This is a genomic window from Paenibacillus thermoaerophilus, assembly GCF_005938195.1.
In the GTDB taxonomy this organism is placed as follows: domain Bacteria; phylum Bacillota; class Bacilli; order Paenibacillales; family Reconciliibacillaceae; genus Paenibacillus_W; species Paenibacillus_W thermoaerophilus.
Genome location: NZ_VCQZ01000002.1, coordinates 164,767 through 191,145 on the forward strand (window position 1 = coordinate 164,767; position 26,379 = coordinate 191,145).

At 60.0% G+C, this 26,379-nt stretch carries 30 protein-coding genes; 9 read left to right on the forward strand and 21 right to left on the reverse strand.

Going from position 1 to position 26,379, the window contains the following annotated elements:
* Positions 1-6 precede the first annotated feature (6 nt).
* From spoIIIAD to FE781_RS02385, 5 genes are all read right to left on the reverse strand, one after another.
* The gene (gene spoIIIAD / locus FE781_RS02365; RefSeq protein WP_138788023.1) at positions 7-399 is read right to left on the reverse strand and encodes a stage III sporulation protein AD; all 393 of its coding nucleotides are present in this window, start codon (positions 397-399) and stop codon (positions 7-9) included.
* Between the two features lie 8 nt (positions 400-407).
* The gene (gene spoIIIAC, locus FE781_RS02370) at positions 408-611 is read right to left on the reverse strand and encodes a stage III sporulation protein AC (protein WP_138788024.1); all 204 of its coding nucleotides are present in this window, start codon (positions 609-611) and stop codon (positions 408-410) included.
* 24 nt (positions 612-635) lie between these two features.
* Positions 636-1,154 carry a stage III sporulation protein AB gene (locus FE781_RS02375; protein WP_138788025.1) on the reverse strand — a complete coding sequence of 173 codons (519 nt, stop codon included), beginning with the start codon at positions 1,152-1,154 and terminating at the stop codon, positions 636-638.
* Positions 1,151-2,164, reverse strand: a complete 1,014-nt coding sequence (spoIIIAA, locus tag FE781_RS02380; RefSeq protein ID WP_246067999.1) for a stage III sporulation protein AA — start codon at positions 2,162-2,164, stop codon at positions 1,151-1,153. The genes FE781_RS02375 and spoIIIAA overlap by 4 nt, the downstream gene beginning before the upstream one ends.
* Positions 2,165-2,238: 74 nt before the next feature.
* Entirely contained in the window at positions 2,239-2,505 is a 267-nt protein-coding gene (locus tag FE781_RS02385; RefSeq protein WP_138788026.1) for a YqhV family protein, read from the reverse strand.
* A 187-nt stretch (positions 2,506-2,692) separates the two neighbouring features.
* Between FE781_RS02385 and comA the strand changes: the two genes are divergently transcribed.
* Positions 2,693-3,514, forward strand: a complete 822-nt coding sequence (gene comA, locus FE781_RS02390) for a phosphosulfolactate synthase (RefSeq protein ID WP_138788027.1) — start codon at positions 2,693-2,695, stop codon at positions 3,512-3,514.
* Positions 3,515-3,571: 57 nt separating this feature from the next.
* Positions 3,572-4,036, forward strand: coding sequence for a DUF441 domain-containing protein (locus FE781_RS02395; RefSeq protein ID WP_138788028.1), 465 nt, complete (start codon positions 3,572-3,574; stop codon positions 4,034-4,036).
* An 88-nt stretch (positions 4,037-4,124) separates the two neighbouring features.
* Here FE781_RS02395 and FE781_RS02400 read toward each other — a convergent pair whose 3' ends face one another.
* The 5 genes from FE781_RS02400 to FE781_RS02420 form a co-directional block, all read right to left on the reverse strand.
* Positions 4,125-5,381 carry an aspartate kinase gene (locus FE781_RS02400; RefSeq protein WP_138788029.1) on the reverse strand — a complete coding sequence of 419 codons (1,257 nt, stop codon included), beginning with the start codon at positions 5,379-5,381 and terminating at the stop codon, positions 4,125-4,127.
* Between the two features lie 232 nt (positions 5,382-5,613).
* Positions 5,614-6,171 (reverse strand): elongation factor P, encoded by a 558-nt coding sequence (efp, locus tag FE781_RS02405; protein WP_138788030.1) that lies wholly within the window; start codon positions 6,169-6,171, stop codon positions 5,614-5,616.
* Between the two features lie 84 nt (positions 6,172-6,255).
* A complete protein-coding gene (locus FE781_RS02410; RefSeq protein ID WP_138788031.1) occupies positions 6,256-7,329 on the reverse strand; it encodes a M24 family metallopeptidase in 1,074 nt (357 codons plus the stop codon).
* Entirely contained in the window at positions 7,326-7,778 is a 453-nt protein-coding gene (gene aroQ / locus FE781_RS02415; RefSeq protein WP_138788032.1) for a type II 3-dehydroquinate dehydratase, read from the reverse strand. The genes FE781_RS02410 and aroQ overlap by 4 nt, the downstream gene beginning before the upstream one ends.
* A gap of 61 nt (positions 7,779-7,839) precedes the next feature.
* On the reverse strand, positions 7,840-8,364 hold the full coding sequence (locus tag FE781_RS02420) for a YqhR family membrane protein (RefSeq protein ID WP_138788033.1): 525 nt from the start codon (positions 8,362-8,364) through the stop codon (positions 7,840-7,842).
* Between the two features lie 164 nt (positions 8,365-8,528).
* Here FE781_RS02420 and FE781_RS02425 point away from each other — a divergent pair, with 164 nt between their 5' ends.
* Complete coding sequence (locus FE781_RS02425; protein WP_138788034.1) at positions 8,529-9,506, forward strand: DUF1385 domain-containing protein; 978 nt, start codon at positions 8,529-8,531, stop codon at positions 9,504-9,506.
* Positions 9,507-9,533: 27 nt separating this feature from the next.
* Complete coding sequence (locus FE781_RS02430; RefSeq protein WP_138788035.1) at positions 9,534-9,875, forward strand: hypothetical protein; 342 nt, start codon at positions 9,534-9,536, stop codon at positions 9,873-9,875.
* Between the two features lie 79 nt (positions 9,876-9,954).
* Here FE781_RS02430 and FE781_RS02435 read toward each other — a convergent pair whose 3' ends face one another.
* Positions 9,955-10,899 (reverse strand): patatin-like phospholipase family protein, encoded by a 945-nt coding sequence (locus FE781_RS02435; protein WP_138788036.1) that lies wholly within the window; start codon positions 10,897-10,899, stop codon positions 9,955-9,957.
* A 385-nt stretch (positions 10,900-11,284) separates the two neighbouring features.
* Positions 11,285-11,701 carry a transcriptional regulator MntR gene (mntR, locus tag FE781_RS02440; protein WP_138788118.1) on the reverse strand — a complete coding sequence of 139 codons (417 nt, stop codon included), beginning with the start codon at positions 11,699-11,701 and terminating at the stop codon, positions 11,285-11,287.
* A gap of 215 nt (positions 11,702-11,916) precedes the next feature.
* On the opposite strand from mntR, the gene splB reads away from it, so the two are divergent.
* Positions 11,917-12,981 carry a spore photoproduct lyase gene (gene splB / locus FE781_RS02445; protein ID WP_138788037.1) on the forward strand — a complete coding sequence of 355 codons (1,065 nt, stop codon included), beginning with the start codon at positions 11,917-11,919 and terminating at the stop codon, positions 12,979-12,981.
* Positions 12,982-13,037: 56 nt separating this feature from the next.
* Here splB and FE781_RS02450 read toward each other — a convergent pair whose 3' ends face one another.
* The 4 genes from FE781_RS02450 to FE781_RS02465 form a co-directional block, all read right to left on the reverse strand.
* Complete coding sequence (locus tag FE781_RS02450) at positions 13,038-13,757, reverse strand: cytochrome c biogenesis CcdA family protein (protein ID WP_138788038.1); 720 nt, start codon at positions 13,755-13,757, stop codon at positions 13,038-13,040.
* A 70-nt stretch (positions 13,758-13,827) separates the two neighbouring features.
* Positions 13,828-14,628, reverse strand: coding sequence for a metal ABC transporter permease (locus FE781_RS02455; RefSeq protein ID WP_138788039.1), 801 nt, complete (start codon positions 14,626-14,628; stop codon positions 13,828-13,830).
* Positions 14,612-15,403 carry a metal ABC transporter ATP-binding protein gene (locus FE781_RS02460; RefSeq protein WP_138788040.1) on the reverse strand — a complete coding sequence of 264 codons (792 nt, stop codon included), beginning with the start codon at positions 15,401-15,403 and terminating at the stop codon, positions 14,612-14,614. The genes FE781_RS02455 and FE781_RS02460 overlap by 17 nt, the downstream gene beginning before the upstream one ends.
* A 64-nt stretch (positions 15,404-15,467) precedes the next feature.
* Positions 15,468-16,475, reverse strand: a complete 1,008-nt coding sequence (locus tag FE781_RS02465; RefSeq protein ID WP_138788041.1) for a metal ABC transporter substrate-binding protein — start codon at positions 16,473-16,475, stop codon at positions 15,468-15,470.
* Positions 16,476-16,836: 361 nt separating this feature from the next.
* Between FE781_RS02465 and FE781_RS02470 the strand changes: the two genes are divergently transcribed.
* On the forward strand, positions 16,837-17,478 hold the full coding sequence (locus tag FE781_RS02470) for an NUDIX hydrolase (RefSeq protein ID WP_138788042.1): 642 nt from the start codon (positions 16,837-16,839) through the stop codon (positions 17,476-17,478).
* Here the strand turns inward: FE781_RS02470 and FE781_RS02475 are convergent.
* The 4 genes from FE781_RS02475 to FE781_RS02490 all read right to left on the reverse strand — a co-directional run bounded on the left by FE781_RS02475 (position 17,468) and on the right by FE781_RS02490 (position 21,203).
* Entirely contained in the window at positions 17,468-18,076 is a 609-nt protein-coding gene (locus FE781_RS02475) for a PQQ-dependent sugar dehydrogenase (RefSeq protein ID WP_246068000.1), read from the reverse strand. The genes FE781_RS02470 and FE781_RS02475 overlap by 11 nt on opposite strands.
* Before the next feature lie 38 nt (positions 18,077-18,114).
* On the reverse strand, positions 18,115-20,106 hold the full coding sequence (gene metG, locus FE781_RS02480) for a methionine--tRNA ligase (protein WP_138788044.1): 1,992 nt from the start codon (positions 20,104-20,106) through the stop codon (positions 18,115-18,117).
* A gap of 418 nt (positions 20,107-20,524) precedes the next feature.
* The gene (yidD, locus tag FE781_RS02485) at positions 20,525-20,779 is read right to left on the reverse strand and encodes a membrane protein insertion efficiency factor YidD (RefSeq protein ID WP_138788045.1); all 255 of its coding nucleotides are present in this window, start codon (positions 20,777-20,779) and stop codon (positions 20,525-20,527) included.
* Positions 20,772-21,203: a Fur family transcriptional regulator gene (locus tag FE781_RS02490; protein ID WP_138788046.1), complete on the reverse strand. Its 432-nt coding sequence runs from the start codon at positions 21,201-21,203 to the stop codon at positions 20,772-20,774. Before FE781_RS02490 ends, yidD begins: the two co-directional genes overlap by 8 nt.
* 198 nt (positions 21,204-21,401) lie before the next feature.
* On the opposite strand from FE781_RS02490, the gene FE781_RS02495 reads away from it, so the two are divergent.
* The 3 genes from FE781_RS02495 (at position 21,402) to FE781_RS02505 (ending at position 23,979) form a co-directional block, all read left to right on the forward strand.
* Positions 21,402-21,623, forward strand: a complete 222-nt coding sequence (locus FE781_RS02495; RefSeq protein ID WP_138788047.1) for a hypothetical protein — start codon at positions 21,402-21,404, stop codon at positions 21,621-21,623.
* Between the two features lie 94 nt (positions 21,624-21,717).
* The gene (locus FE781_RS02500) at positions 21,718-21,963 is read left to right on the forward strand and encodes a hypothetical protein (RefSeq protein WP_138788048.1); all 246 of its coding nucleotides are present in this window, start codon (positions 21,718-21,720) and stop codon (positions 21,961-21,963) included.
* Positions 21,964-22,383: 420 nt separating this feature from the next.
* Positions 22,384-23,979, forward strand: coding sequence for an LTA synthase family protein (locus FE781_RS02505; RefSeq protein WP_138788049.1), 1,596 nt, complete (start codon positions 22,384-22,386; stop codon positions 23,977-23,979).
* Positions 23,980-24,019: 40 nt separating this feature from the next.
* Here FE781_RS02505 and FE781_RS02510 read toward each other — a convergent pair whose 3' ends face one another.
* A complete protein-coding gene (locus FE781_RS02510; protein WP_138788050.1) occupies positions 24,020-26,323 on the reverse strand; it encodes a thiamine pyrophosphate-dependent enzyme in 2,304 nt (767 codons plus the stop codon).
* Positions 26,324-26,379: the final 56 nt, after the last annotated feature.

The following is a 26,379-nucleotide window of genomic DNA, read 5'->3' on the forward strand; positions in this document are numbered from 1 at the left end:
CTTCCCTTAAGCGCCGGGAACAAGCCTGACGACGGTTTCGATAATCACCGTCAGCACCGGCACGGCCATCACAAGAATGATCACTTTGCCGGCCAGCTCGATCTTCGAGGCGATCGATTCTTGTCCCGCGTCTCTCACGATCTGCGCGCCGAACTCCGCGATATAGGCGATCCCGATGATTTTCAGGATCGTTTTCAGATAGACGGGCTCGATCCGCGCCTGGTCGGCCAGCCGCTCCAGCACCTGGATGACTGCCGAAATCTTGCCGAGCACGAAGCCGAATACGGTCAGGCCCGTCACCGCGGCGAGCAAAAAAGCGAAAACCGGCTTTTGTTCCTTCAGCACCAGACTCAGAACCGTCACCACGAAACCGAGCCCGACGATCTGCACAATGTCCATGGCCCCACCTACTGGAACAGAAAAATCGTCTTGATCTCCCGAAACAGATCGTCCAGCATGCTCACGACCATAAACAGCACGACGACAAAACCGATCAACGTCACCCAATGCGCCATGTCTTCCTTGCCCATCTGCTTCAGTACGGTATGCATCATCGCGATGATGATGCCGATGCCGGCGATCTGGAAGATGGCGTTCACATCGACATTCATAGGCGGCACCTCGCCCCCGCGTTACTAGTACAACAGGATGACCGCGAGCGCTCCCGACAGGACGCCGAGGCTGCGCCACATCTTCTCGTAACGGCCGCGGATCTCGTTGGCTTCCCGTTCGTCCGCCTGCAGCCGGTGAATGGTGAGGGCCAGATGCCTCGTCTGGTCGGACCGGTCGCTGACGCCCAGCGTCGGTCCAAGCGCGAGCAGGTGATCCAGCTCGTTCCTCTTCATCGAGGTCAGCGCCCAACCCTTCGTCCAGACGGCTTCCCAGCACTCCGCGGCCGTCCGTCCGTCGGGGCGGCCCAGCTCGTCGGCGACCGCCCGAAGCAGTCCCGACACCGGCTCGCGGGCCGATCCGGCCGCGCCCCGCAGCGCGTCGGGCAAGGGCGTCACGCCGTAGCCGACATCCGTCTGGAGTCGGGACAACGCCGCGATCAGATCGCCGATCTCCCGCGGTCTCCTCGCGAGCAGCGACGCCTGGTGAAATCCCGCCAACGTCGCGGCCGCAAGCACGACCGCCGCTCCCGCAAGCTTGATCATGGCGTCCCGCCCGCTCCGCTGTCGATCGTCGCGGCCGGCAACGCGCGGCTTCCGTGGCGGTCCAGCACCGCCGCCTGCAGGGGAGCGCCTGCCGAACGGGACAGCAGCACGAATCTTTCGAAGACGCCTTGCTCCAGCAGCCGTCTCAGCGCGGGCCGGCGCGCCGCGTCCATCAGGTTGGCGCCGTGCGCCGAAGCGATGACGGCGACGCCGGCATGCGCCGCTTCCTCTACGGCCGCCGCGTCTTCGGGACGGCCGATCTCATCGGCGATGAGCACGTCGGGGGACATGGACCGGATCAGCATCATCATGCCTTCCGCCTTCGGACAAGCGTCCAGCACGTCCGTGCGCGGTCCGACGTCGAACGTCGGCACTCCGTCGCGGCAAGCGGCGATCTCCGAGCGCTCGTCGACGATGCCGACCTTCAGTCCGTAAGGCGGATGGACCGCGTTCCCGACGGCCCGTTTCGGCCACCATCCGTAGCTGATCAGCCGGGCCAAGTCCCGCAAGAACGTCGTCTTGCCGGTCTGCGGCGGGGAGACGATCAGCGTATGGTGCAGCCAAGGCCGCTCGGGCCGAAGCAGCTTGCCCAAGCTTCCGGCCGCGACCCCCGGACGCTCCCGCGCGATGCGGACGTTGAACCCGCCCAAATCCCGCATCAGCCGGATGGCTCCCTTCTCGACGACGGCCCGGCCGGCAACCCCGACCCGGTGCCCTCCCGGCATCGTTACGTACCCTCTGCGCAATTGCTCCTCATGCGTATAGACCGAATGCCGGGTCAGCGCTTCCGTCATGCGCAAACAGTCGCTCCGGCTCACCAGAAGCCCCGAGCGCGGATCGGCGACCGTCCGCCCGTCGGCTGCGAGGAACAATGGTTTGCCCCCCGCAACAGCTTCGAGCGGGCGTTCGGCGCGGATCCTCAGCTCCTCCAGATCAGCCGCTTGTTGCTGCGGCATGCCCATCACCGCCCGCCTGATTGCGGAAGGCAGCAGCTGAATCCATTCGTCCACGGCGAAATATCCCTCCCGAGTTGTCCGACGTATCGTTACATGTCTATGCCGAGCCCGTCCGATTATGCCTTCGATTATTTTTTGAGCACGCCGATAAAAATGAGGCAAACCCCGCACAGGACCAACAAAAATTTGGAGAATGACAGCTTGTCGGCCAGTCCGCTTAATCCGATCGCCGTCGTCGTCAGCAGCACCAGCGGCCCGATAACCGCCAGGCTCGAATTCACCAGCAGCGCCCGGTCGATCTGATTCAACCGCAGCATGAGGATGGCCGCTATCAATTCAATCGTGCCCGACAGCATCCTCAGGATCGCCATGCTCAACACCACTTTATTGATCATGCTTTCCCTCCTCTCCGCGTTTCCGGCGCAATGATCGCATCTGTACATGCTATGCGGCCCGTCCCGAAAGTAGCCTAACCGGAACGCCTCCATAGGCGGACGCATATATTGCTCCATACAAGAAAGGCGTTGCCTGATACGACCTTTCAACCTGAAACGACCTTTCAAAAAGGAGAGTTCTCGCCAGATGAACGAAACCGCATTGCCTGTCTGGCCCGCCGCGCTGGCCGACCCTTCCGGGCGGCGTTCCGCAAAGCCCAGGTCGGCCGGTACGACCATGGTTATCGACAAGGGGCTTGGATTAAGAGCGTTCTCGGATCTGCTGACGACCGGCGGTGACTATATCGACTGGATCAAGCTCGGCTTCGGTACGGCCGCCCTGTATCCCGAGCGGCTGCTGCGCCGCAAAATCCGGATGGCCCGCGAACGCGGCATCAAGATCATGCCGGGAGGCACCTTATTGGAAGCGGCCGTCGCGCAACAGGCCGTCAAACCGTTTTTTCAATCGGTCGTCCAGACAGGCTTCGACACCCTTGAAGTATCGGACGGCACCATCGAGATGAGCCGGCGATTGCGCAGCGAACTCATTATTCGCGGACTTGACGCGGGGCTGACGGTATTGACCGAATACGGGAAGAAACTGCGGGGATCGTCGCTCGACGTCGCGGATATGGCCGAAACGGTCGCGGCGGATTTGGCGCTGGGGGCTTCGCTCGTCACCGTCGAGGGACGGGAATCGGGGGCGAGCGTCGGCATCTACGACGCCGGCGGCGGCTGCCGCGACGATTGCATCCGCGACATCCTCGCTTCCGTCTCGGCGCCGGACCGGTTGATGTGGGAGACGCCACGCAAGGATCAGCAGGTCCACCTGCTGATCCGGCTCGGGCCGGATGTTCACCTCGGCAACATCTCGCCCCAGGACGTCATCGCCCTCGAAGCGCTGCGGCGCGGGCTCCGGTCGGATACGTTCCACTTCGGCGAGAAGCGCGCGGCGATTCCGGACTTCTAAACCGGCGGCCCGTCCTCATACAATGAGGTAGTATGGGATGGGGACAGGGGTCGTGGCATGAACGGAGATATCGTGTTGGTGGCGTTGATTCTCATCGGGCTGATCGGACGGTCTCCGATCATTACGACCGCGGCATGCCTGCTGCTGATCGTCAAGCTCATTCATCTGGAACGTTATTTACCCGCTCTCGAACGGCGGGGGCTGGAGCTGGGGCTGCTGTTTCTGACGGTCAGCGTGCTCGTGCCGTTCGCCAGCGAACGGATCACCTGGAAGGACATCAGCGGGGTATTCCTGACGCCCGCCGGACTTCTCGCTCTCGCCGGCGGAGCGCTTGCGACGTGGATGAACGGGAGAGGGCTCGCTCTGCTCAAGATGGACCCGCAGCTCATCGTCGGGCTGGTCATCGGCTCCATTCTCGGCATCGTGCTGCTTCGCGGCATTCCCGTAGGGCCGCTGATGGCGGCGGGCATTACCGCGTTTCTGCTGAAGCTGTTTACGTTTCTGCTCGACAAGTGGAAGTAGTTCAAGCAAAAAAGCCCCCGGAACGATAACCGTTCCGAAGGCTTCGACGAACATACGGATGATGGCTTGACCTTGTCCGGCGCTCCGGTCAGCGGCGCTCGGCCGGTCCGCCGACAAACGCCTGCTCGTTCGTATCCAGACCAAACGCGGTATGCAGCGCGCGAACGACATCGGCCAGCGGCTCGCTCGGAATAACGCAGGATACTTTGATCTCGGACGTGCTGACCATGTTGATGCTGACGCCCAGCTTCGAGATCGTGTCGAACATCGCGGCCGCGACGCCCGGGTTGCTTGCCATGCCCGCGCCCACGATCGACACTTTGACCAGATCGCCTTCCGAGGACGCCTCGGCGAACCCGATGTCGGCTTGAATGCCGGAGATGACGCGCATCGCGCTCTCCAGATCGGACATGGCGACGGTGAATGCGAATTCCGCGCTCCCGGAATGGACGCCGCTCTGTACGATGATGTCGACGTTGATGCCGGCTTCCGCCAGCGCGTTAAATACCTTCGCAAGCTGCCCCGGTTTTTCCGGCACACCGGAAATGACGATGCGGGCGACGTTTTTTTCGTATGCGATGCCGCGGACAACGATTCCTTGCTCCATGACGGCTTCCTCCTTGACGATCGTTCCTTCGTTCTGCGTGAAGCTGGAACGCACCACCAGCTTGACGTTGTAATTTTTCGCGTATTCCACGGCGCGGGGGTGCAGGACGGCCGCGCCCAGGTGAGCCAGCTCCAACATTTCGTCATAGCTGATTTCGTTCAGCTTGCGGGCGCATTTGACCACGCGAGGGTCGGTCGAGTAGACGCCGTCGACGTCCGTATAAATCTCGCACAGATCCGCGCCGATGCCCGCGGCGAGCGCAACGGCCGTCGTGTCCGAACCGCCGCGGCCGAGCGTGGTGATCTCGCCTTCCGGCGAAATGCCCTGGAAGCCGGCCACGATTACGATTTTGTCTTCCGCCAGCGACTTGTGCAGGCGCTCCGGCTTCATGTCGATAATACGCGCCTTCGAATGCGCCGAATCGGTGTGCAGTCCCGCCTGCCAGCCCGTATAGGAGATGGCCGGTTCGCCGAGGCTTTGCACCGCCATCGACAGCAGCGCGACGGACACTTGCTCGCCGGTTGTCAGGAGCATATCCATCTCCCGGGCGGAAGGCGTTCCGTCCACGATTTGTTTGGACAAGTCTATCAGATCATCCGTGGTGTCGCCCATGGCGGACACGACGACGACCACCTGATTTCCTTCCCGCTTTTTGTCGACGATCCGCCGGGCCACGCGCTTCATCCGTTCCGCGTCGCCAACCGAGCTGCCGCCGAATTTCATAACGACCAACGCCAATGCAGTCACTCCTTGCTATGTGCTTTCCGCATAATAACCGATTATACCACAATGAAAACGCAACGCGCGCGCCAATTTTGGCGATTCGGAGGCAGCGCGCCGCCTCCCGCCGCGCAAGACGCATGCGGGCTCGCTCCTGCGCTTGCCCGTTCATCAAAACAGCCTGCTGACGTTCACGAAGGAACGGTCGACAGGCTGTCGGAACGATATTGCGATCGGAATCCTTCACCGGTTACGCGCGGGAAATGTATTTGCCTTCACTCGTATTGATGAGCAGGACGTCGCCTTCGTTGATGAACAACGGAACTTGTACGTTCAGACCGGTTTCCAGCTTGGCGTTTTTCGTTGCGCCCGTCGCCGTGTTGCCTTTGATGCCCGGCTCGGTCTCCACGACCTTCAGCTCGACGGAGTTCGGCAGGTTGATGCCGATAATTTCGCCGCGATAGCTGATGATGTTCACGATCATGTTCTCTTTCAGGAACTTCAATTCCCACTCCAACTGCTTCGCGTCCAGGCTGAACTGATCGTACGTCTGCGTATCCATGAACACGTGCTCGTTGCCGCTGGCGTACAGGTATTGCGTTTCGCGGTTCTCGATCTGGGCGCGCTCGACGGTTTCGCCTGCGCGGAACGTGCGCTCCACGATGTTGCCGTTGCGAAGGTTTTTGAGCTTGGAGCGAACGAACGCCGCGCCTTTGCCCGGCTTGACGTGCTGGAAGTCGATAACGGAGAAAATTTCCCCGTCTACTTCAATGGTAAGGCCAGTACGAAAATCGTTGACAGAAATCACTGTATTCCCTCCTGATCATGTGGGCGGCTTGTCCTGCCGCCTAACGCCTGTGTTCTTCCCGCATCCCCGCGATGCCGCCGCCCGTCAGCCGACGATCAGCAGCTCCTTGGGCGAGGATGTCAGAATGCGGATGCCGCCGTCCGTCAGCACGACGTCATCCTCGATACGCACGCCGCCGAATCCGGGAACGTAGATGCCCGGTTCAACCGTCACCACCATGCCCGGCTCCAGCACGGCGGAGCTGGATCTGGACAGCCTCGGCGCCTCGTGAATCTCCAAGCCGATTCCGTGCCCCGTACCGTGGCCGAACAAATCCCCGTATCCGTGCCGTTCGATAACGTCCCTCGCCAGCGCGTCGCCCTGCTTGCCGGTCAGTCCGGGCTTCAATCCCGCCAGGCACGCAAGCTGTGCTTCCAGAACGATCTCGTAGATCTCCCGGTGCTTGTCGGTCGGCTTGCCGATAAAAATCGTCCGCGTAATATCCGAGCAGTAGCCTTTGTAATAAGCGCCGAAATCCAGCTTGACGAACTCGTCTTTGCCGATGACGCGGTCGCTGGCCACGCCGTGAGGCAGCGCCGAGCGCTCGCCGGATGCGACGATCGTGTCGAACGACGACGACGTCGCGCCTTGCGCCCGCATGAAGAACTCGATCTCGAGCGCCACCTCGCGCTCGGTCATGCCCGGGCGAATCCAATCGACGATATGGCTGAACGTGCGGTCGGCGATGTCGGCCGCCTCCTGAATAATCGCAAGTTCGCTCTCGTCCTTCACCATCCGGAGCCGATCCACGGGAGAATCGACCGGAAGCAGCTTCACGCCCGGCCAAGCGGCCTTGTACTGCTCGAACGCGGAGACGGTCAAGCTCCCCCCTTCAACCGCAAGCTCCTTGACGCCCATCGAGCCGAGCAGTTCGCCGACCGTATCCGTCATGACGAGCGAATGCTCGATGAATTCGAAATCGGGAGCTTCCCGGGGCGCCTGCGTGCGGTAGCGGAAATCCGACAGCAGTACCGCGCGGTCCGCCGTCACGACAACGACGCCGGCCGAACCGGTAAAGCCGGTCATATACCTCCGGTTGTTCGCGTTCGTGATCAACAAGGCTTCCAGGTTGCGCTCCTTCATAAGCTGACGCAGCTTTTTCAGCCGGTTTTGAATCATGCGGGCCCCTCCCGTTCAAGGATGTGCCGATGCAGCGCGATAAGTCCGAGCTCGTAGGAATGCGGCCCGAATCCGCTAATCTGCCCGACCGAGACCGCCGCCGTAACGGATACGTGGCGGAACGCTTCGCGTTTGTGGATATTGGACAGATGCACTTCCACCGTCGGCAAGCCGACCGCCGCGATCGCGTCTCGAAGCGCATAGCTGTAATGGGTGAACGCTCCCGGATTGATCAGGATTCCCTCGTGCTTCCCGCAGGCGCGATGTATGGCGTCGATCAGGACGCCTTCATGATTCGACTGAACGAATTCAAGCTCGACCCCGAGCTGTTCGGCGGTCGCCAGCAGGCGCTCCTCGATCGCCTGAAGCGACAACGATCCGTATACGCCCGGTTCGCGAATACCCAGCATATTTAAGTTGGGTCCGTTAAGGACCAATATCGGTTTCACGGGCTTTTTCACCTTCCCGGCTGCCGTCCTCGTGCAGTCCGAAGACATTTTACCACAAGATTCAAACGTTTGTTAAGTTTTTTCGCGAGGACGAAGCCGGGTCGGAGCGTTTGTCGCTCGTAAACTCGAACGAGATCGAATAGCCGATAAACGCGCCCCAGATCAAAAACAAACAGGCATCCGTAATCAGCGTGTTGAAGTCGTATTCGGCCGCCGGGTTCAGCCAGCCGAACCAGGGTCCGAGAAAGCAATAAACGGCGCCCCATACCGCCAGCCCGAAAGCGAAACCGGCCCAAGGCCCTCCCGTCCGGCGCAGCAGCAGTGCGTACAAGAGCGAGCATGCGATCGACATCAGCGTAAAGGCGCCCCAACCGAACCACAGCCCCCAGCCCGACCGCAGGAACTCCTGCGTGAAATACGGCCGGATGAGAAAGGTGATCGGAACCGACGTAAAACGGAAATAAACTTCCGCGATTTTAAGAAACCCGAACAGCAAACCGGCGAAAAAGCCGATGCCAACCGCATACCGCCAGATGCCGACGGCCTTCCCCGATTCCTTTCTTGCCTGATCCGGCGTTTTGGACATACGGATCTTCCCTTCCCGTCAAAAAATGGTCTTCGTCTAGTGTGCCCCGGATGCATGGTGGCATTCGGCAGCGGAATTCGGTAAAATAGAAGGATGACAAACAAACTATACGTTCCGGGAGGGGCCGATGGGCCGTCCCGGATTTTCGGAAGGTGATTCGGCCGGTGTCGGAACAACAACGAGGCATTTACGGCGGGCAAGCCGTTATTGAAGGAGTCATGTTCGCCGGGCGGAAGGTCAATGTCACGGCCATACGCCGCAAGTCGGGCGAGATCGAGTTTTTCGAGGTTCCGCGCAAGGAGATCGAATGGCTGAGACCGCTCAAGCGGATCCCGTTTGTCCGCGGCATCGTCGGGATTATCGAAGCGAGCGCGAAGGGCGCCCAGCACTTGAATTTTTCGGCGGAGAAGTTTGCGGAGGACGACGATGAAGCCGGACCCGTCAAGGAAGCCGGCGCCAAAAAATCGGGCTTCGATCTTACGCTTATATTGGGCGTCGCCGTGGTGGGCGTGCTGTCGTTCCTGTTCGGCAAATTCGTGTTTACGCTCGTTCCCGCGATTATCGAAGAATTTTTGTTCGGCCGCTTGTTCGAGAGCCAGATTGGACATAATTTGCTTGAAGGCGTCATCAAATTTATTATGCTGTTCGGCTATATCTACGCGATTTCCTTGACGCCTCTCATGAAGCGGCTGTTCCAATACCACGGCGCGGAGCATAAAGTCATCTCCGCCTACGAGGCCGGCGATCCGCTGACCGTCGAGAACGTGCAGAAATACAACACGCTGCATTACCGCTGCGGCAGCAGCTTTATCGTCTTCTCGGTTATTGTCGGCGTCGTGGTCTACTCTTTCGTCGAGTACAACAGCTTGCTGGAGCGGCTGCTGATCCGCTTGGCGCTGCTGCCCGTCGTGCTGGGCGTTTCCTACGAAGTGCTGCGCTTCACCAACTCGCTGCGCGACGTGCCTGTGCTGAAATATCTCGGTTATCCCGGCCTCTGGCTGCAAAAGCTGACGACCAAGGAGCCGACCGACGACCAGGTCGAAGTCTCGATCGCGTCGTTCGAACGGATGATGGAGCTTGACCGTCAATTGTCGGAGCAGCGGACGCCGGGCGCGGCGCTCGAAACGGCCGCATCCCGTTAAAATTCCCCAACGGAAGGGTGTTCGCCCATGCGGTTATCCCGGATATGGATTTGGTTCGTCCTGGCGCTGGTGGCCATCGGCATCGTATCCACCCTCGCGACCAATTGGATCGCGCTTGCAATTCCCACCGGGCTCGGATTGATCGTCTGGCTGCTGTACAAATATCCGCCGAAGCGCTACGCGCGCGGTCAGGCGCGATATAAAGGCGCGTCCAAATCGTCCAACATCCCCGTCATCAAAAAGTCCATACCGCGCGGACCGTACCGCAAATCCCAAGCGACCCGCCGCAAGGATATTCCGTTCCGGGTCATCGAAGGCCGGAAATCGTCCGTCAAGAAGGACAACGAGGACAAGAAGCTGCTGCATTGACCCATGAACCGGAGACGCCGTCTCCGGTTTTATTGCGGCTGCCGGCCGCTTATAGACAGACGCAAACCGCCGAGCCTGTTCAGGCCTCCGGCGGTTTTCCGTTATTGGACAGCCATTCCGCAAAAAATTCGCGTCCCGCCTTAACCCCGGCTTCGTAGAGCTGGTCGCTTTTCGCCGGCTTCAGATCGAAGTCCGTCGTCGATACGCCGTGCGTCGGAATTTTGATCGTGCGGGAACGGTACGGCTTTTCGATATAGCGCTCGTCCCGGGCATCCAGCATCGTCGAGAACAACGCGCCGAACATCGTGATCGGACCGGTAATGCGGCGAGGTTGCCCTTCCGTCTGGCCGACGAGCTGGAAACCGACTGTCTGCAGCCCCATCCTTGACAGCTCGGGATCTTCGTCGAACAGCCACATCGGAAAGTTGCTCAACAAGCCGCCGTCGACGATATAGACGAATTGCTCGGCGAAGCGTTCACCTTTTTTCCGCATCCCGGCAGGCTTGCGCAAAACAACCGGATCGAAAAAATAAGGAATGCTGGTGCTCATGCGAACCGCCCGCGCAACCCGAAACCGCTTCGGATCGACGCCATATTGGGCGATATCGTCGGGAAGCACAAGCAACCGCCCGTTGGTGATGTCCGAAGCGATGATGCGCAGCCGCTTGTCGGGCAAGTCTCCGAACGTGCGAAGCCCTTTTGCCGCCAGCTTCTCGTCCACCCATTGCTCCAGCGCCTTGCCGGAAAACAGCCCCTTCTTGTAAAACAGCCGGACGGCCGGTCCGACGTACTTGAACTTGTGCATCCACGAACGCTGCAAAAACGATTCAAAGGGCGTTTCCGTAATCAATTGCCTCAATTCCGCCGATGTGTAGCCGGCGCTCAGCAAAGAGGCCACAAGCGATCCGGAGGACGTTCCCGCCATCCGGTAAAAGCCGATCCCGTTCTCTTCCGCGGCCTGCACCGCGCCCGCCAGCGCGACGGCCTTCACCCCGCCGCCCTCGAATACCGCATTCACCTTCATCCCGATCCCTCCAACGCGCGTAGTCCGCCGTCCGTTACTAACGAACCTATGGCGGGAGGCATGACCGTATGTGCTAAAAATTGGCGGAACTTGTCCGAATGAAACGGCCGTTCCGGGGCATCTTATAATCAGCGGCGAAGAGAGGTGTGGTTCCATTGAACCGGTCAGCGCAACATCCGGTGCCTGCGTTTGGTTTGCCAAACCGCTTGGAGGGATGTGCCAAAGAGACTCACCGGTAATACCCCGCAATCGCGGGGCCGACACGTTCTAAGGACGATACGGAATTTACCCGAGCTCTAACCAATTAACGCCGCTGACGACAAAGACGGCTCGTTATCCCCATCGGGATAACGAGCCGTCGTCGTTCGGCCGGAAATGGCCGGTATCAATTGTCCTCGGAGTCGTCGAGCTCCTTACGGATGCGGACCAGCTCTTCCACCCGCTCCGGGTGGCGCCGGAACGACTCGACCAACGCTTCGATGCACGCGATCGATTCCCCGCTCAGATGATGCTCGATTCCTTCGACATCCTTATAAATATGCTCTTCGTCCACGCCGATCAATTTCAAAAATTCCTCAAGCAGATGGTGGCGGTCCACCAGGCGTTTGCCGATTTTTTTCCCTTTCGCCGTCAATACGAGGCCGCGGTACCGTTCGTAGATCAAATAGCTGTCTTTATCCAGCTTTTGGATCATTTTCGTTACCGAGGAGGGATGCACGGACAAGCCCTCTGCAATATCGGACACCCGCGCATAACCTTTTTCGTCGATCAGCCGGTATATTCGTTCCAAATAATCTTCCATGCTGGGGGTGGCTGCCAAACGATTTAACCTCCTTCATCGGCATCCGCCTAAATGATAACCGTTCTCATATCCAAGGGACAAGTCCAGATAGCTCTTTAGTATGATACACTTTTTCCCCTTGCCTGCGCAAGTTGATTTTCCCATGTGTAGCCGGGCCGGAAGCCGACTCACCCTAGATGGTATACTCCTATTCGAAGGAACGGAGCTGTGTGATGATGTCCTCTGCTTCAACGACGGGCCGGTCCGCCGGCCAAACGCTGTTGTTCGTGCCGGAGCTCGTTTATTTCGAACCGGCGTCGCTGGATTATCCGAAGGGTCAGTGTATATACCGTTGGGCGGAGGAACAAGGCATTCCGATCCGGATGACAACCTCGCACAACCGGATCACAAACCTGCCGGGCGACAGCGAGCTCGCCCGATACAAGCTCGCCAAACGAACGCTGGTCGTCGGCGTCCGCAAGACGCTCCAGTTCGACACCTCCAAGCCGTCCGCGGAATATGCGATTCCGCTGGCCACCGGGTGCATGGGGCACTGCCATTACTGCTATCTGCAGACGACGCTCGGCGCCAAGCCCTATATTCGGGTATACGTCAACACCGGCGAAATTCTCGCCCAAGCCCAAGCGTACATCAACGAGCGAGCGCCCGAAATCACTCGTTTCGAAGCGGCATGCACATCCGATCCCGTCGGGCTGGAGCATATATCCGGCTCGCTCCGGGAAACGATCGAATTCATGGGCCGGCAGCCGCTCGGGCGGTTACGGTTCGTCACCAAATTCCACCATGTCGATTCGCTGCTCGACGCTCGCCATAACGGCCATACGCGATTCCGCTTCAGCGTCAACGCCGATTACGTCATCCGTAACTTCGAGCCGGGCACCTCCCGCTTCGAAGAGCGGATCGAGGCGGCTTCCAAGGTCGCCAGGGCCGGCTATCCGCTAGGCTTCATCATCGCGCCGATCATCTGGCACGAAGGCTGGGAGCAGGGCTACGAAGAACTGCTTCGCAAGCTGGGAGACGCGCTGCCGGAGGAGGCGACCCGCGACTTAACCTTCGAGCTGATCCAGCACCGGTTCACGAAAACGGCCAAACGCATCATCGAAGCCCGTTACCCGAAGACGAAGCTGGAGATGGATGAAGCCAAACGCAAATACAAGCGGGGCCGTTACGGCATCGGCAAATACGTATATCCCGACGAACAAGCCGAAGCGCTGCGCGAACGCATCACGAAATACATCTACAGCACCTTCCCCCGCGCCCGGATTGAATATTTCACGTAGAAAACCAAAGGGGCAGCCGCCGCGGCCTTCGGCCGGGAGCTGCCCCTCCTGTTCCGCTAAAACTTCAGCCAATCCGGCGTGCGTTCGTTCAGCCAGATCGTGATGAGCGTCATCCGATCGAAGAACAACAGAACGGCCATGACGATCATGACAACTCCGCCGATCTTCATAACCGTTCCGGAGTAGCGGGTTATCCATTTCGTCGAGCCGATGAAAAACGCAAGCACAAAAAACGGAATCGCGAACCCGAGCACATAAGCGGTAATAAGCGAAAACCAGCTTCCAGGCTCCGTCGCGGCCAACGTCAGAATCGAACCGAGTATCGGCCCGACGCAGGGCGACCAGCCCGCGGCGAATCCCATGCCGACAATCACGGAGCCGAGCCAGCCGGCCGGCTTCCACTTGATATTCAGCTTGCGCTCTTTCATCAGGAACTGCGGCTTGAAGACGCCGAGCAGAAACAGCCCCATCAGAAAGATCCATATCGCGGCCAGGCGGCGCAGCAGCTCTTTGTTGTTGAAATCCCTGAACAGATCGCCTACAACTCCCGCGCCGAATCCCAGCGAGTAAAAGATCAGCGAAAATCCCAGGATAAAAAACAACGTGTGTATGAGGGAGGAGCGCCGCACGGCTGAGGCGGTGCCGGCCTCCTTCAGCTCGCGCACCGATATGCCCGTGATGTACGACAAGTAGGACGGATACAGGGGCAGGCAGCACGGAGAAATAAACGAGGCGATCCCCGCGCCGAAGGCGACCCATAGGCTGATCTGTTCCATTCGCGGGAACTCCTTTCAAACCGGGTGTTGCGGGCGCCGGCCGGCGCCGTTCGGTTTCACATCAAGCGGTTCAGACGCGGATCACCCGAAATACCAGCGAGAGAATCAGCATCAAGATAAGCGTCAGCACAATCGTTGCGCCGGGCGCAAAATTCCATATGCCGGCGGACAAAAGTCCGGCCAGCACCGCGATCTCCGACAGAAGCACGGACAGCCACAGCGAATAGCGGAACGTCTTGCCCAGCACCAAGCTGGTCGCCGCCGGGATCGTCAGCAGCGCGGATACGAGCAGCGCTCCCACGATCTTGATCGCGACGCCGATCACCAGCGCGGTCAACACCGTTACCGCCAGATTGATCCGCCGGACCGGAAGGCCCGCGACATGGGCGGCGTCCTCGTCGAACGTAATCAGGAACATCTCTTTGAGCAAAAATAACACAAAGACGGTTACCGCACAAGAGACGGCGAATATTGTCCACAAATCCGTCGAACTTAACGTCATGATGCTGCCGAACAAATAACTCGTCACGTTGAGATTAAATCCTTTTCCGAGCGTAAATAAAAACGTAGCCAACGCTACGCCCCCGGACATGATGATGGCAATGGACAATTCGGCGTACGTCTTGTACGCCTTGCGCAGCCGCTCGATCGCGAACGAAGCGGCGACCGCGAACAGCAGACCGACCGCAAGCGGATAGATGCCTATGAGCATGCCGAGGGCGACTCCCGCGATCGACACGTGGGCGAGCGAGTCCCCGATCATGGACAAGCGCCTCAGCACCAGGAATGTTCCGATCAGAGGCGCCATCCATCCGATCAGCAGGCCGCCGATCAGCGCCCGCTGGAAAAAAGGCTCAAACAAGATGTCCAACGGTCAACCTCTCCTTCTCCTGCAGCAGGCCGTGCGAAATATCGTCCTCGCCGCAGTCTTCGAGCGAGTGCGAGTGCTTCACGTAGAAGCGAAGCCGGTCGTGCGTATGAACGGGCTTCTCTCCCAGATACGCCTGCAGCGTTTCGACGTCGTGGGACACGATCAGGAACGTTAACCGGTGGCGCTCATGCATATGCCGAAGCATATGAAAAAACGCCCGCTGGGTCTCCATGTCGATCCCGACGGTCGGCTCGTCCAATATAAGCAGCTCGGGGTTTCCCGCGATCGCTCTGGCGAGAAAAACGCGCTGTTGCTGCCCTCCGGACAGTTGGCCGATCCGCCGTTCCGCGATATCCGCGATTCCGAGCGCCTCCAGCGCCTGCTCCGCGCGTCTGCGTTCCGCCGCGCCGATCCGGCGGAACAGCCTCTTTCGGCCGTACAGGCCGGACATGACGACTTCCCGGACGGTAGCCGGGAAGAGCGGATTCAAATTATTTTTTTGAGGCACGTAGCCGATACGCTCCCAGTCCTTGAACCTGTCGACGGGCGTGCCGAATAGCTTGACGCTGCCGGATGCCGGCTGAAGCAAGCCGACAATCGTCTTGAGCAAAGTCGTCTTGCCGGCCCCGTTGGAAGCGATCAGCCCCACGAAGTCCCGCTGACGGACTTGGAACGTCACGCCGTTCAGCACCCGGCGTCCGCCGTATTGGACCGTTACGTCCTGCAGATCGATGACCGGTTCGTGGCAGGACGATGGGTTGGGATTTCGATTCATCTCCGTCAGCCTTCTTCCGGATGATAGTAAAGTGAGAATGGAACGATGCGGTTGAAGCTTTTCCTTATTGTAAAGCTTTGAGCAGATTTTGCAAGTTTGTCTCCATCAGCGACAGCAACGTCTCGCCCGCCTTCTCCTGCTCGTCCGTCAATCCTTCCAGCGGATTCAGCACCAGCGTATCGATTTTCGCGTCGTTCGCCAGCGTTTTCGCCAGCTTGTCGGACACCAGCTCTTCGAAGAACAGATAGCGTATTCCGTGCTCCCTGACGAATTCGTTGATCCGCTGAATATCCTTCGGCGTCGGTTCCGCATCGGGAGCCAGTCCCATGAGCGACATTTGCTTCAGGCCGTAATCCCGTGCGAGGTAACTGAACGCATCGTGCGTGACGACGATTTCCTTGCGGGCCGTCTGCCCGAGCTGCGTTCTGTATTTCTCGTCCAGAGCTTGAAGCTGCCCGACGAGCTTCTCGTAATTCGCCTGATACGCTTCCCGGTGCGCCGGATCGGCCTCGACAATTCCCTTAAACACATTCTCCGCGATGCGGATGGCCTGCTTGGGGCTGACCCACACGTGCGGATCGACATCGCTCTCGTGTTGATGGCCGTGCCCGCTTTCGTGTTGTTCGTCCTCGTGTTCGTGCTCGTGGCCGCTTTCTTCCGCGCCGTGCTCGTCCGCATCCTTCTCGTCCACGCGAATGAGATCAAGCCCCTTGGAAGCCTCCACGACGATCATGCCGGTTTTGTCGAGACTGTCCAGCACGTCGTCGACCCATCCTTCCAGACCTGCGCCGTTGTACAACAGCACGTCGGCGTCTTCGATCGCCTTCCGCTCGCGGCTGTTGGGCGACCAGTCGTGAGGCTCCACGCCGGTCGGAACGAGATTGATCGCATTGACGTACTCGCCGCCGATTTCCTTGGCCATATAAGAAAGCGGGTAGAAGCTGGCCACTACGTTTGTTTTGCCCTCGACGATCGTAACGTCGGAGCGTCCTCCGCAACCCGCGATCAGCAGCATCGAAGCCAGAGCGGCGCTTGCCAGCCCTTTGATTGCCGTACGCTTGGATATTCTCATCCGTTAAACACCCCTGACCAAGTGTAAATCGTAAATCGTAATTTTTTCGTTTTACCCTTCCGTCATTATAGAGTGCCCGGACGCCGGTGTCAACGAAAATATTCGGAATTATTACGATCTATGGGGAAAGCTGGGATTGGCCCGACACGCTTGCGTCTCCACGCTTTGTTCGCGACGGATCTTCGCGGTTTGGCCGATGGCCGGCCGGACCGGTTTTCCCTCGCGGGATAAACCTTTATACTTATGAAAGCGCGCGAACACGGGGAGGCAGTTCGATTGCCGGCGGCCCGCTGCCGGCTGTCGGTTCACGGAATCTCCGCTAGCGGCATACGTAAGATTGGACGAGGAGAATGCGGCAAATATGAATGAATGGTTCGACATTTACGACGAAGGCGGACGGCCGATCGGCACGGCGCCGCGTTCCGAAGTGCACGCCAGGGGTTACTGGCATAAGACGTTTCAATGCTGGCTGTATCTGGACCGGGAAGGACGGCGTTACGTGCTGTTTCAGCGGCGTCAGGCCGGCAAGGACACGTATCCGCTTCGATACGATATAACCGCGGCCGGACATCTCGCCGCCGGGGAGCGGATCGAGGAAGCCGTGCGGGAGCTGAAGGAGGAGCTTGGAGTCGACGTGCCGTTCGAGCGGCTGGTTCCGCTGGGCGAGCATCGCCAGCAGCTTCGCGGCGCGGCGGGCGGACGCGAATTCGTCGACAATGAACTTTGTCAAGTGTTCGCCTGCGCCTCCCCCTTGCCGCCCGAGCGGTTCAGGCTGCAGCCCGAAGAAGTATCCGGGATTTATGCCGCGCCTCTGGACGATCTGGCGGAATTGTTCGCCGGCTCGAAAAGCCGTGTGGCCGCCCCGGGCTTCGAACCGGATGCGGACGGCGCGATGCGGCCCGTGACGGTCGAGGTGTCCGCCGACGGCTTCGTCCCGCACGGCGACGGCTATTACCGGGACGTATTCCGGAAGATCGCCGACATCCGCACCCCTAACGGTTGAGCCGGATTCGGACGAGCCGGTCGTCTTCCGGCCCGGGATTGCCCCGCCCGTCGGTATTGTTCGTGAGCAAGTAAGCCTCGTCCCCGATCACGGCGACGTCGCGCAGCCGGCCCAGCCCGTCCAGAACCGTTTCCGCCGTTCCCCGGGTTACGTCGTACCGGATCAGCTTGCTTCCCTGCAGCCCGGCGGCAAGCAGGCCGCCGGACCGGTCGAAGGCGATTCCGGACGGAGCCAGCGTGCTTTGGCCCGTGTGGTAGACCGGCGGGATCATGCCCGGTTTCCGTGCGTCGCCGATGATCTCGGGCCACCCGTAGTTGCCGCCGGGTTCGATCGCGTTCAGCTCGTTGTGTCCTCCCGGGTTCCCGGACGGGCCGTGCTCGGACGCGTACAGCTTGCCCCGGGCGTCCCAGGCCAAGCCTTGCGGATTGCGGTGGCCGTAAGAATATACGAGCGAGCCCGGAATCGGATTGTCCGCGGGCGCGGTCCCGTCGACCGTCAAGCGGAGAATTTTGCCAGCCAGGCTGTTCTTGTCCTGCGACAGAGACTCCTGCCCATGACTCAGTCCCCCCTCATACGGATGAGATCCGACATATGCCAACAGCCCCGGCGATCGCAACCGCCGGGGCGCAACAACATTTATTTCACGATGGAGCCGACCGGGATGTCCTCGGCGACCGTAGCGAGCGTCAGCGAATCGCCGCTGGAGGCCGCCAGAATCATGCCTTGCGACAGTTCACCGCGCAGCTTCACCGGCTTCAGGTTGGCGACGAGTATAACCTTCCGGCCGACCAGCTCCTCCGGCTTGTAGTGCTTGGCGATGCCCGAGACGACCTGGCGCTGCTCGTATCCGAGGTCAAGCTGGAGCTTCAGCAGCTTGTCCGCCTTGGGAATCGGCTCCGCGGACAGCACCTGCGCCACCCGCAGCTCCACCTTGGCGAAGTCGTCGATGCCGATTTCCGGCGCGCGTCCGTCCTCGGCCGGCTCTTGCTTCGAAACCTCCGCCTGGCCGACCGACGGAGCGCTGTCGGCCGGCTTCGCCGCCGCTCCGCCCATCGACTTGGCGATATACTCGATCTCCGCAGCCGCGTCGAGCCGCGGGAACAACGGCTTGCCGATCTGGACCCGGCCGCCCGGCGGCAGCGCCCCGAACTCGCGTGCGCTGTCCCAGGAGGTGACGGCGGTATCGGCTTCGATGCCGAGCTGCTCCCAGATCATCCGAGGCGACCGCGTAAGGAACGGCTGCAGCAGAATCGACGAGATCCGCAGAGACTCGGCCAAGTGGTAAATCACCGAGCCCAACGCCTCCCGCTTGTCTTCGGCTTTGGCCATCGACCACGGCTGCGTCTCGTCGATATATTTGTTGGTGCGGCGAATGAACTGCCAGATCGCACCGAGCGCGACCGAGAACTCCATCCGGTCCATCGCGTCTTCGACCTTCGCCACCGTCTGCTTCGCAACCTCGACGAGATCGGCGTCGAATTCGGTCGCCCCGGCGATGCGGGCCGGGATTTGTCCCCCGAAATATTTGTCGATCATGACGACGGTCCGGTTCAGCAGGTTGCCCAGATCGTTGGCGAGATCGAAGTTGACGCGCTCGACGAAGCTCTCCGGCGTAAACGTCCCGTCCGAACCGAACGGAACCTCCCGCAGCAGATAATAACGCAGGGCGTCCAGCCCGTAGCGGTCGATCAGCACCACGGGGTCGACCACGTTGCCCTTCGATTTGGACATTTTGCCGTCCTTCATCAGCAGCCAGCCGTGGCCGAACACCTTCTTCGGCAGCGGCAAGCCGAGCGCCATCAGCATGATCGGCCAATAAATCGTGTGGAAGCGCACGATCTCCTTGCCGACGAGATGGACGTCCGCCGGCCAGAACTTGTCGAAGCGGGACGGATCGTCCGTGCCGTAGCCGAGCGCGGTAATGTAATTGGTCAGCGCGTCGATCCAGACGTAGATGACATGCTTCGGATTGCTCGGGACCGGGATGCCCCAGTCGAACGACGTGCGGCTGACTGCCAGATCCTCCAGCCCCGACTTGATGAAGTTGATCATCTCATTGCGGCGGGATTCCGGCTGGATGAACTCCGGATTCTCCTCATAATATTGCAGCAGCCGGTCGACGTAACGGCTCATCCGGAAGAAATAGCTTTCCTCCCTCACCAGCTTCACCGGCCGTCCGCAATCCGGGCAGTTCCCGTTGACAAGGTGCCGTTCGAGGTGATAGGATTCGCACGGCGTACAGTACCAGCCTTCATATTCGCCCAGATAAATGTCGCCCTGCGCCAGCAGCCGCTCGAAAATATCGGCAACGACTTTCTTGTGGCGCTCCTCCGTCGTGCGGATAAAATCGTCGTAGGAAATGTCGAGCCGGCGCCACAATTCCTTAATGCCCGCCACGATCCCGTCGACGAACGCCTGCGGAGTCAAGCCTTTCTCCTGCGCTTTTTCTTCGATTTTCTGCCCGTGCTCGTCCGTGCCCGTCAAATACATGACGTCGTAGCCGCGCAGCCGCTTGTACCTCGCCATGGCGTCGCCCGCCACCGTCGTGTACGCATGTCCGATGTGCAGCTTGTCGCTGGGGTAATAGATCGGCGTCGTGAGGTAAAATGTTTTGCGTTGGTCGCTCATTGTCAGCCCTTCCTCTCTTTTTCCTGCTTCCAGAATGCGCAAAGGCTCCCGTCCCTATATTGGGACGGGAGCCTGAAGCTTCCGCGGTACCACCCAAGTTCCGCTCCGGCATATGCCGCAGCGGCGCTCCGCCAGCCTGAAGGCGCAAACGCGCCGATCGGCCGAATCCGTTAACGCCGGACTCCCGCGCAGCCGGTTCGTCGCCGCTTGCGCCCTTCGCGGAGCGCGGCCCGCTCGCCGGCCGAACCTCCCGGACCATGTTCGACAGCCCGCTTCTACCGGTTTGCAGCTACCCCGGCTCTCTGTGAAGAAGCGCCTATCCGTCTACTCATCCGTTCGTCGGTGAACACCATATGTTACCTCCATCATACCGAAAGCCGGCGATGAAAGTCAAGTCGAACCAGGCCGGCCGCTCCGCTCACGAACTCTCGCGGGGAGGCACTTTGTCGATCCCGCCCGGATGGAACGGATGGCACCGGCAGATGCGGCGGATGGTCAGCCATCCTCCGCGCAGCGGCCCGTGAATCTCGATCGCTTCGAGCGCGTATTGCGAGCAGGTCGGATAAAACCGGCAAGTCGGCGGCTTCAGCGGAGAGATCCATCTCCGGTACGCGTGCACCGGCGCTTTCATCAGCCTCTTGCCCCAATCGCCGCTTCGGGACGGCTCAGCCATCGCTCTCTCCCTCCCGGCGGCATTGGCTGCAATACCCGAACACCTCGAACTTGTGGCGAACGACTTCAAAATCGTCCGGAATGCCCTCGACTCCCGTCATCGGGCAGTAGCGGATCGGTTCGATGCGATCGCAGCCGAGACAGATCAGATGATGATGGTGGTGATCGTCTTGGCAGCGGACCCTGAACTTGATCCCATCCTCGAACACGAATTGTTCCAAAATTCCCAATTCGTGCAGCACGCGCAAATTGCGGTACACCGTATCGAAGCTCAGGCCCGGGTACGATTTATTCATATACTCGTATACGTCTTTCGGCGTCAAATATCCCTCCGCGTCGACAAACAACTTCGACAGCGTGCGTCTCTGTTCCGTAATCCGCAGGCCGCGGACGGACATGTCCCTCAACATCTCTTCGACTGTCATGTCGATTCCTCCGTCAAAAGATGCGGTCTCTCCCATCATGCCGCAAAAAAGCTATCTCGTCAATTGAAGGAGGGCATTCTCCTCAATTCGGCCCCGGAGGTTTGTCCGGACCGGAATTGTGCTCACACGTATAGTTTGCGGTTCATATGCAATACTAACTAACATCCATCTTTTTGGCCCAGTGGAGTTGAGAGATTCGTGCAGCAAGCCCGCCCCCGTCCGATCAAGGACCCTCGTCTCCGGCATTTTATCCGCGTCCTGAATATGGGTCAATACGGCCCGCCCCGGCTCTCGTTTCACCGGATGATCCGCAGCGAGCCGTTCCGGGAGCTGTGCGGCTATTACCGCCAGCCGCTCGACCAGCGCTCGTTGGTGCGGTTCCGCCATGCCGCCGAGATGCTGGAACGCACCTTCGAATAATCGCCGTCCTTGACCGCAACGGGATGGATTGCCGTTGCCGCGGGCAACCTAATCCGGCAACCTCATCTTTGATGGAGGAAGGATGGTGCCTGCGATGGCCGAAGACAAACGGATGGACCCCCAGTCGGGCGAACCCGTCGAATCGGACGGCGTCTACGCCAATGAATGGGGCCGTCTGGAAGCATTCAGGCGGGGCGACATATTTCCGGCCGACCCGATGCTGGGAACGACGGAATGGAAACAGGTCGAGGTCCGTTACGACGAAGAGATGCGCGAGGGAAACGTCCGGAACGACAAGCAGGATTCGCCCAGGGGACACGTCGACCGCGGGGACAAATGAAAAAAGGACAAGAGCCGGAGGCGTTCGCGCATTCCGGCTCTTGCTTTGTTGCCCGATGGGTTCTCCGCTTACAGGAAACTCGCCAGAACGATAACCAGAATAATAAAGAGAACGAGGAAGATGGCGTCCGAATCGTTTTCCAAAAAACTCAAAGATATTCCCTCCCTCCTGCCCGAACCGAGACACTCGTACGAGCTCTCTCTGTTTAAATTGTATGTCCATGCTTGGCCGATGGTTCTGGTTTTCTGATGAAAATGAACCGAAACGGGCGCACCGGAGGGATATCCGACCGCGAAGGGAATGCGCCATGCCGGGCGCGTTTTCTATTTACAATTCGGTACGGCAGCCGTATGATGAGGATTAGCCCAAGGTCCGGCTTGCATGCGTGGACCATTATCATTCCGAGAGGTTTGAAGTCTTGTGCGACGCCTATTCCGAAAATGGATAGCTTGGAGACCGTATGCCGTCGCGGCGGTCGTCCTGTTCTCCCTGTCGTTCCCGCACGGGCGGTTCGCGCCCGGGCCGGCCGCCGCCGAACGCGTCATGCCGGAACCGGACGCGGTCACCGCCCGGATCAAGACGCCTGAGGCCGACCGGGTCCGCCCGAATATCGTCATCCTGCTCAGCGAAGCGTTCTGGGACCCGACGCTGCTGCCGGGCGTCCGGTACAACCGCGACCCCATCCCGTTTTTCCGCCAACTGCGGGAATCGTTTACCGGGGGCTGGATGCTCACGCCCCAGCACGGCGGGGGAACCGCCAACGTGGAGTACGAGGTGCTGACCGGCAACCCGGTTCGGGGTTATTCCGAATACGAGATGATGTACGGCAAGCATATCGATCATCCAATCGATTCCATCGCCTGGATGGCCAGCCGCGAGGGCTACCGGACGACGGCCATCAGCCCGTTCTTTCATCATCACGAGAACAGCAGCCGCGTCTACGCGTATCTCGGGTTTTCGCAGTTCATCAGCATGGAATTTTTCCCGCCGGACTACTCCGGCCCGTATCTCGCCGACCGTTCGGTCGTGCGCAAGATCATCGAGGAAACCCAAGAATCGCCGGGTCCGGATCTCATTTTTGCCAATACGATGGAAAATCACTATCATTTCTACCCGGGCAAATTCGAACAGCCGAACCCGTTCCGCGTGGAGGCCAAGCTGCCGGCTGCGTCCGTCGGCATTCTGGAGACGCTGGCCCAGGGCCTCAGCGGCGCGGACGCCGCCCTGCAGGAGCTTGTCGGCTATTTCTCGCAAAGCGGGGAACCGACGCTGCTGTTGTTCTTCGGGGATCATCAGCCCGCGCTGGAGAAAGATTACCTGATCTACCGCCAGACCGGGTATTTGAGCGAGAACGACCCGGAGGAATGGCGCAAGATGTATACGACGCCGTTCGTCATCTGGGACAATTATTTGCCGGTGGAGAAAAAGGACCTGTTCGTCAATTCGTACCTGCTGCTGCCGGAGCTGCTCGATCGGGCGAAGCTGCCGCAATCGGAGTATACGGCTTTTCTGAAGAAGTTCGGCGAGGAGCTGCCCGCCGTTCCCCGAAGACCGGCCGACGCGGGCTTGTCCCCCGACGATCCGCGGCTGAAGGAATTGGAGGAACGGTTATCGCACCGGTTGGACGAGCTCAAGGGCCCCGCAATCGACGAGATGCTCGCCTCCTACGTTCACGGCTACCCCGATCTGGCGATTACCGGAGCGGCGCTCGAGGAGAAGCGGGGACCGTCCGGCGAAGTCACGCTGACGGTAACGGGCAATCATTTCGGCCTCGGCTGCGAGCTGCTGCTGAACGGCAAGCCGCTGCCGACCGTCTGGAAGCCGTCCATCGGCCCGGTCGACACGCCGCCCAAATGGAAAAACGACGACGGCGTCTTGACCGCCGTGCTGAGCGCCAAGCAGTTGAAGCAGTCCGAGCAAGCGGATTTGCAGGTTCGCGTGCTCGACGACAAAAAGAACGAGCTGTACCGTTCGCCCGTGTACAAGCTGTCCGTGCAAAACGGGACGTCTCCCTGATGGAGAACGTCCCGTTTTGCGTTTGCGCTCCGTTTCCTGTTTACAGATAAGGGCTCTCGTGCTTCGCCTTCAGCACGTTCCAGCGGCGTTCCACCTCGTCCGCGAACGCCTGCAGCGCCTCCGCGTTTTCCGGCTTTGTCAGATGCTTCGTTTTGCCCATCGTCGACAGCCATTCCGCGACCGAAATCCGTTTGTTCTTCTCCTCCGGATTGTACGTGATCGTCGTGATGCCCCTCTCCACCTCGTAGAGCGGGAAGAAACACGAGTTGACCGCGGCATCGACGATGTTTGTCCCCTCCTGATCCTCCGACAGCCAGTTGAGCGGGCACGTGATCAGGATTTTGCCGTAGACGAGCCCCTCGTTCTGCGCGTACCATTGGGCTTTGGCTGCCTTCTTGACGAGATCGCCCGGGTACGCTTCGGAGCCCGTGAACACGTAGGGGATGTTCGTCGCCGCCATAATCTGCGCGGTGTCTTTATGATGGAACACTTTGCCCGCCTGCTTCGAACCGACATTGGACGTGGACGTGCGGTGGCCGAGCGGCGTCGAGTACGACAACTGCGCTCCCGTATTCATGTAGCCTTCGTTGTCGTATTCGAGAATAATCATCTTGTGGTTGCGGAGCGCCGCCCCGATGGCCGGTCCCATGCCGATGTCCATGCCGCCGTCGCCCGTCACCATCACGAACGTGAAGTCGTCCGGCAGGTTCAGATGCTGGAGTTCCCCTCTGCGCTTGCGCTCCCAGAACATCTCCACGACCCCCGACAGCGTCGCGGCGCCGTTCTGGAACAAATTGTGGATATAGGTCGCCTTATGCGCCGAATACGGGTACCCGGTCGTCACGACCATGGCGCAGCCGGTATGGAACAACGCCACGATATCGCCCTCGATGCCCTTAAAGAACAACTCCAGCCCGGAGAAGATGCCGCAGCCCGGACAAGCGCCGTGGCCCGGCGCAATCCGCTTCGGCTTTTTGGTCAGACTGCGCAGCGGCGGAATCCGGACATTCAGCTTGCCTGTCGTTTCATCCGGCTTCACCGTAATGAGTCCCGTCTTCAAATCCTCGTATTTCATCGGGTTCAGCACGCGCTGCGGTTTTTTGGCCGGGTCCCCGGGGGTATGGCCGTAGTAATCGAACGGCTTTTCGACGTAGCCTTTCTCCACCGCGTCCAGCGCGAACCGGAAAAAGTTGTGCCCGTCCTCCGCATAGAAGTCTTTGCCGCCGAGCCCGTATATCCGGCTGATCACCATCGTGTCCCGGTTGCCGTGCGTAAACAGCGCCGCTTTGATCTCGTTGACCATGTTGCCTCCGTGACCGCCGTACGAATCGGCGCGGTCGCCGACCGTCACCGCCTTGACGCCGCGCAGCGCGTCGGCGATCCGCTTCTGCGGGAACGGCCGGATCATGTTCGGCGCGATCGAGCCGGCTTTGATGCCTTGGGCCCGAAGCTGATCGACGACGTCCTTGATGATCTCCGACGCCGAATTCATGAGGAATACCGCGACCTCGGCGTCCTCCATCCGGTACAGATCGAGGATCGGGTAGTCCCTGCCGGTCAACTCGGCGTACTCCTTGCGGATGCGGTCGTAGACGGCTTCGGCGTTGTACATCGCCACCGACTGCTGATAGCAGTTGTTGATATAATCGGGTTCATTCATATACGGTCCGACGGTCACCGGATTGTTGCGGTCCAGCGTATCGGGGAAGCCCCGCGGCGGTTCGCCGATGAACTTCTGCACGTCCTCCCGCTTCGCGAACGTCTGCACGCGGCGCTTCTGGTGGGACGTGAAGTAGCCGTCCGACGCGACCAGCACCGGCAGCCGAACCTCGGGGTCCTCCGCCAGCTTCAGCGCCATGATGTTCATGTCGTAGACGGCTTGCGGATCGCGGCACATCAGGATCGGCCAGCCCGTGTTCAGCGCGTAATACAAGTCCGAATGATCGCCGTGAATATCCAGCGGGCCGGATACGGAACGGCAGACCAGGTTCATCACCATCGGAAAGCGGGTGCCGGACTGGACCGGCATCTGCTCCAGCATATACAGGTATCCGTTGGCGCTGGTCGCGTTAAACACGCGTCCGCCCGCCGTCGACGCGCCGTAGCAGACACCCGCGGAGCCGTGCTCGCCGTCCGCGGGGATCAGCACGATGTCGTGCTGCCCGTTCGCTTTCATCAGATCGAGGAACTGCGCCACCTCCGTCGATGGCGAGATCGGAAAATATCCCATGATATGATAATTGATCTGATGGGCCGCATAAGCGGCCATTTCGTTGCCGGACTCATAGACGATGCGCTGCTCGACCCTGCCCGGCTTCACTTCCTTGTTCATCTCGATCGCCACGTCTTTACACCCTCCTTATCCGTTGTCGGCAATGGATTCGCCCGCGGGCCCGCAGC